Below are 3,312 nucleotides of genomic sequence, written 5' to 3' on the forward strand. Positions count from 1 at the left end.
ACAGTATACCCAACGAAGGCGGCGACCCAGAACGCCGCCGACAGGTCGAAGAGAATTGTGGCGGCAGATGCCATGGCGGCCACCACGCGCAGAATTGCAGCTACGACGATTCGCTACGAAAGCCGCGCACGTTCCCTCGCTTGACCCTGCGGGTCCCCCAGGGAAGCGCGCGCTACACTGAAGCCGAAACGCTTACGCGCGGGATGGCGCCTGGCAGCGTCGTACGTCACCCGAGACTCTCTCGACATGCTGGCGAGTGCTGATGAGGTGCAAGTCGTCGTGGTCCGTCCGATAGAGGACGAAGGCACCAGAGCGAGAGGCCTGGGGCGGCAGTCGCGAACCATCTTTCCGGGCACGTCGTGCAACGACATCGAAACTGCCGCGCTGCAATTCTCGACATGATCGGCACGCAAGAGGAGACAGCTCACCGCCGTTACGGTGTCGTTTGATACTGATCCGGTGGTTGCGAAGCGTAATATTCCGCCGCCTGCTCGATTTCCTCATCTGTCATTGCGCGGGCGATATTCCGCATCTGCTGGCTGATGCCGTTGCGGCGCGTTCCGTTGGCGAACGCATGCAGTTGGGCTTTCATGTAGACCGCCGATTGGCCTTCGAGCCAAGGACTGCCAGTCTTGTTGTCTAAGCTGCTATGGCACGAGCCGCACGGAGCAATGCCGCGGATCGGGGCTCCGTTGATGACGATGCGAGGCGCTGGAAGCTTCTGCGCGGGATGGTAGGCAGGAAGCCGGGGTAGAAAACGGTAATAGGCCGCCAGGTCCACGATGTCTTGGTCGCTGAGATGAGGCGCGAACGGGCTAATCACTGCGTTGGCACGGGCGCCCGATTTGAAGTCTTTCAGTTCCTTGAAGATCACGGCTGGATACTGGCCAGCGAGATTGGGTGAGTCTGCTCGGCTGACCCCCGTAGGCCCGTGGCAGATCGCGCATTGTTGAGCGAGCGTTGCCCCGCGTCCGACAGACTCGCGTGTAGGATTGGCCAGCATCGCGGATATCATGACGACGTCCGAGGTCTTAAACGTGGGCTGGATGACGGTTTCGCTCGATGGCTGCTTAGGAATTCCGGCAGCACTGCAGATCGCGTCCCACAATCCGGCAAACTTGAGATTGGATTGGGCGTAGGGAAGGATGACAAAGCCGCCGAGCGCCGTAAGGACCACCAGTACCGCAGTGATACCCACGCTGTATCTGAACCAATGGTTGCCCGAGCCTTCACTACCCTGCTCGATACCGTGATCGACGTGAAGCAGAACATGACCGCCAGGCAAGTGGCCATGGACTTGGGATCGGGAGCCATCGAAAATCTCCGTGAAAGGTTTCGCACAAGGGGGCTAGAGAACGCCAAGCTGGAGGCGGATGCTATTCAGGCCATGGCGGAAGCCGAGAAAATCTATGCTGAAGCCCGCAGGCTGCATGCCGAGACAGAGGGCATTGAGCTGGACAATATTCCCAAACGTATAGCCGCCGTGCGGGAGATCATGGCGCTTTACCGCGAAACCGAGCCATCCCAGGTCGTTCAGTTGCTGACGGACATCGAAGGAAGCCAACCTACGGTGATCGATGGCGCTCCGCTTCTTCCTGCCCCGGCAACGAAACAAAAAAAGGTGAAGCCCTCGCCAAAACCGTCGGTCGACTGAAGATTTTCGGTCCTCCTTCGATGCTGTTGGTTGTTTCGACAGGTCCATGATCGACCCTATCCGAAGGTCGATCATTTGAGCACTCAGGCGGCGCATGCCAGGAAGTGACGTCGGGCGAGCCCTTGTCCGACGAGATCGGTCATCAGCCGCCAGTTTTGGCGCTCACGTCGGATTCTACCCGCCACGATTGCCGGGCTAATCGAAGGCTTGTGTGCCAGCTCGCGTGCCCGTGCCGCGGTTCGGCACCGTCCTGCTCACCCTTGGATTCCAGGTCATCTAAGAAGCAGCCGATGTCACGCTTTCCAAGATGAAGAGCGACATGGGCCAATTCGTGCGCGAGGCAGAACCAGAAGTTGTCGAGACGGTCAAAACGCAACGACAGTCCAATGACATGGCAAACTGTCCAACAGCGTGTTGGACAATTTGCATATCAGGCAACGCCTTTGCAAAGGCCCTCATGTTCAGCAGGTTTGATTCAGCAGGTTTGACCGGGCGAAGCCTCTCATGGGTCGGAGTTCGAAGAAGCTCAGTCGGCGACACCCCCTTTTTACGGGTGTCCCTACTGTAGCCAAAATGAGAGATGGCGCTTTGTCAGGTCTCCAATGGCGGCTACAACCACGGTGCATGCGGGGGGGGCGGCTACAGCGTTATTGAGTTACGCGCCGCCCCCCGCACTCCTATGTCGGTGTCGCCTAGGCGAGATGGTGCCAAGATGGAATCCCGTACGGTGCTTGGGTTTGAGGGAGGTAGAGGGCATGGTCGGTGGGCGACAGATTCACGTAGGGGGGAAAAGGCTTCGACACCAAGGCGATCCGCACCATCGTGCGGCTGCGCAAGAAGGATCAGGCCGAGCGCCAGGAGGAGGAGTCGATCCTCGATCTCTACAAGGCCGCTCTCGGCATGGTGTAAGGCTCATGGCCGGGAGCCGGCCATGAACGAATTCGACTTCGGCGGCCGTCGCGCCTCGGAGTTCCGCCATCGCGGCTTCTGGGCGCTGTTCGCCGAGCGGCACCCGGAGGAAAGGTCAAGGATGGCGCGACGCGGGCCTTGGTTCTGGCAGCGTGGGCTGCCGGATTTCACCCTGGTGCTTTCCATGTATGTCGCGCCGGCGCAGAACCATGTCGGCGTCTTCTTCGGGCGTAACGAGAAGTTCGGGGCCACGCAATCGTGGTCGCGGCTGAAACCCTTCCAGCCGGCGATCGAAGCCAGACTGAAGCTCAGGCCCGAACAGAGCTGCGAGGGTCTCGGCATCAACTCGATGTGGCGGGTGAACTGCTATGCCGAGGACAACTGGCCGGCCATGACCGACTGGCTGGTGAGGGAGTGCTCACGCTTCGAAGAAGCCGTGACCGACGTTCTGGGGCAGGAATAGGCCGCCGGCGATGACGGGCTTTTTCCGCGCGCGCTGGAGGGGTAAAGCGCCGCTCGACCGGCTGTTCTGGCGCGACATGCTGCTTGTCGGCACCTTGATCAGCGTCGCCTCCTCGGCGCTGGCGCTGATCCTGCTCGGGCTGAAACTGCCGCTTGGGCTGGTGCTGGCGGTGCATTTCCTCCCCGTTCCCTACAACATCTTCCTGACGATCGCCGTCTGGCGAACGGCGGAGAAGAGCGGCGGCTTGAAGGCGCAGCTGATGATGCTGGGCTCGGCGCTCTGGCTG

Annotated in this window: 4 protein-coding genes and 1 pseudogene; 4 read left to right on the forward strand and 1 reads right to left on the reverse strand. The window is 60.5% G+C overall.

The genetic code is table 11. The annotated features are described in order from the left end of the window. Positions 1-433: 433 nt before the first annotated feature. On the reverse strand, positions 434-1,198 hold the full coding sequence (locus EOD07_RS27875) for a c-type cytochrome (RefSeq protein ID WP_245470520.1): 765 nt from the start codon (positions 1,196-1,198) through the stop codon (positions 434-436). A 51-nt stretch (positions 1,199-1,249) separates the two neighbouring features. On the opposite strand from EOD07_RS27875, the gene EOD07_RS27880 reads away from it, so the two are divergent. The 4 genes and pseudogenes from EOD07_RS27880 to EOD07_RS27895 form a co-directional block, all read left to right on the forward strand. Then, positions 1,250-1,654, forward strand: coding sequence for a hypothetical protein (locus EOD07_RS27880; RefSeq protein WP_164772595.1), 405 nt, complete (start codon positions 1,250-1,252; stop codon positions 1,652-1,654). Between the two features lie 786 nt (positions 1,655-2,440). Then, positions 2,441-2,563, forward strand: a pseudogene (locus tag EOD07_RS27885) (GapR family DNA-binding domain-containing protein); the annotation flags it as partial. Between the two features lie 22 nt (positions 2,564-2,585). Then, complete coding sequence (locus tag EOD07_RS27890) at positions 2,586-3,026, forward strand: hypothetical protein (RefSeq protein ID WP_127237680.1); 441 nt, start codon at positions 2,586-2,588, stop codon at positions 3,024-3,026. Between the two features lie 10 nt (positions 3,027-3,036). Beyond that, a partial coding sequence (locus EOD07_RS27895) for a hypothetical protein (protein WP_127237681.1) occupies positions 3,037-3,312 on the forward strand: 276 nt, incomplete at its 3' end.

This window comes from Mesorhizobium sp. M2C.T.Ca.TU.002.02.1.1 (genome assembly GCF_003997225.1).

Coding starts and splice junctions, on each gene's coding strand:
- EOD07_RS27890 (WP_127237680.1), top strand. CDS start 2,586: ATGAACGAATTCGACTTCGGCGGCCGTCGCGCCTCGGAGTTCCGCCAT.